General features: G+C 37.6%; 1 protein-coding gene. It reads right to left on the bottom strand.

Going from position 1 to position 1,050, the window contains the following annotated elements:
- On the bottom strand, positions 1-1,050 hold a 1,050-nt coding region (locus tag AC30RD_RS09915; protein ID WP_489494406.1), incomplete at both ends, for a mechanosensitive ion channel family protein.

Genomic DNA, 1,050 nt, shown 5'->3' with positions numbered 1-1,050 from the left:
ATCGGGATGTTTTTTGATAATATCCAGCAAAATATCGTGCACTTTTTCAACATCAGAACCATACGCCACACCAATTTTAAGTATTAATCGTCCAAATTTGTCATGTAACATCCAGTTGGTTACCTGATTAGAGATTAATTCTGAATTCGGCACAATCACTTCTGCCCGATCAAATGTTTGTATCTCTGTTGAACGAATATTAATACTTTTTACAAATCCTCGTGTATTCCCCACTTCAATCCAGTCGCCACTGCGTATTGGCCGTTCGAATAAAAGAATTAAGCCTGATACAAAATTATTAACAATATTTTGTAAGCCAAAACCAATACCAACAGACAATGCGCCTGCAATCACAGCCAGATTTTTAAATTCGATACCCGCAATGGATAAGGATAAGAGAACGGCTAAAATAAAGCCCACATAACCGATAATAGTCAAGATTGCATCACGAGCACCCCGATCAAGGTGCGTATGCCCAATCCAGGGCTCTGCTATTTTTTTCTTAAATAGACGGGAAAGGCCAACGATCAATGAAAAAACAAGTATGGCAAATAAAATACGGCTTGGAACAACGTGGAATGATCCAATTTCAAAGCCCTGGCTAATACCTTCAATCAACAACAACTCACTCTGTTGTGACAGACCCCATGAACGTAACACAGCAAAAGCGAAGCTACCCCAAATAGAAAGAACAACTAATAAGCGCAGCCATATCAAGCCTGGAATAGTTTCATTTCTCTTAACATTTAGAATCTGGCGAAATTGAATTTGCCAGTGTTTTTCACCTTTATCCAACTGATCAAAAAAGTCAGATGTAACCCGGCTAATAATGATGGAAATAGCCAGGCTTAATAAGGTTCCAACGATTCCCATGATTAAATAAATGGATAAATTTCGATAGCCAAGAAATTCTGCAAAAAGCGCACTGAGCAAAATAAATATAACAATAAGACGTAACCATGATGGCAATATCGTGAGTGAATAAGCCCTTATTTTCCATAAGATTGTGCTGAAAATAATAACCAGACTACCTAATAGAAGAAAACGGAT

The sequence above is a fragment of the Nitrosophilus sp. genome (assembly GCF_982775275.1).
This window is presented reverse-complemented; position numbering and strand designations above follow the sequence as displayed.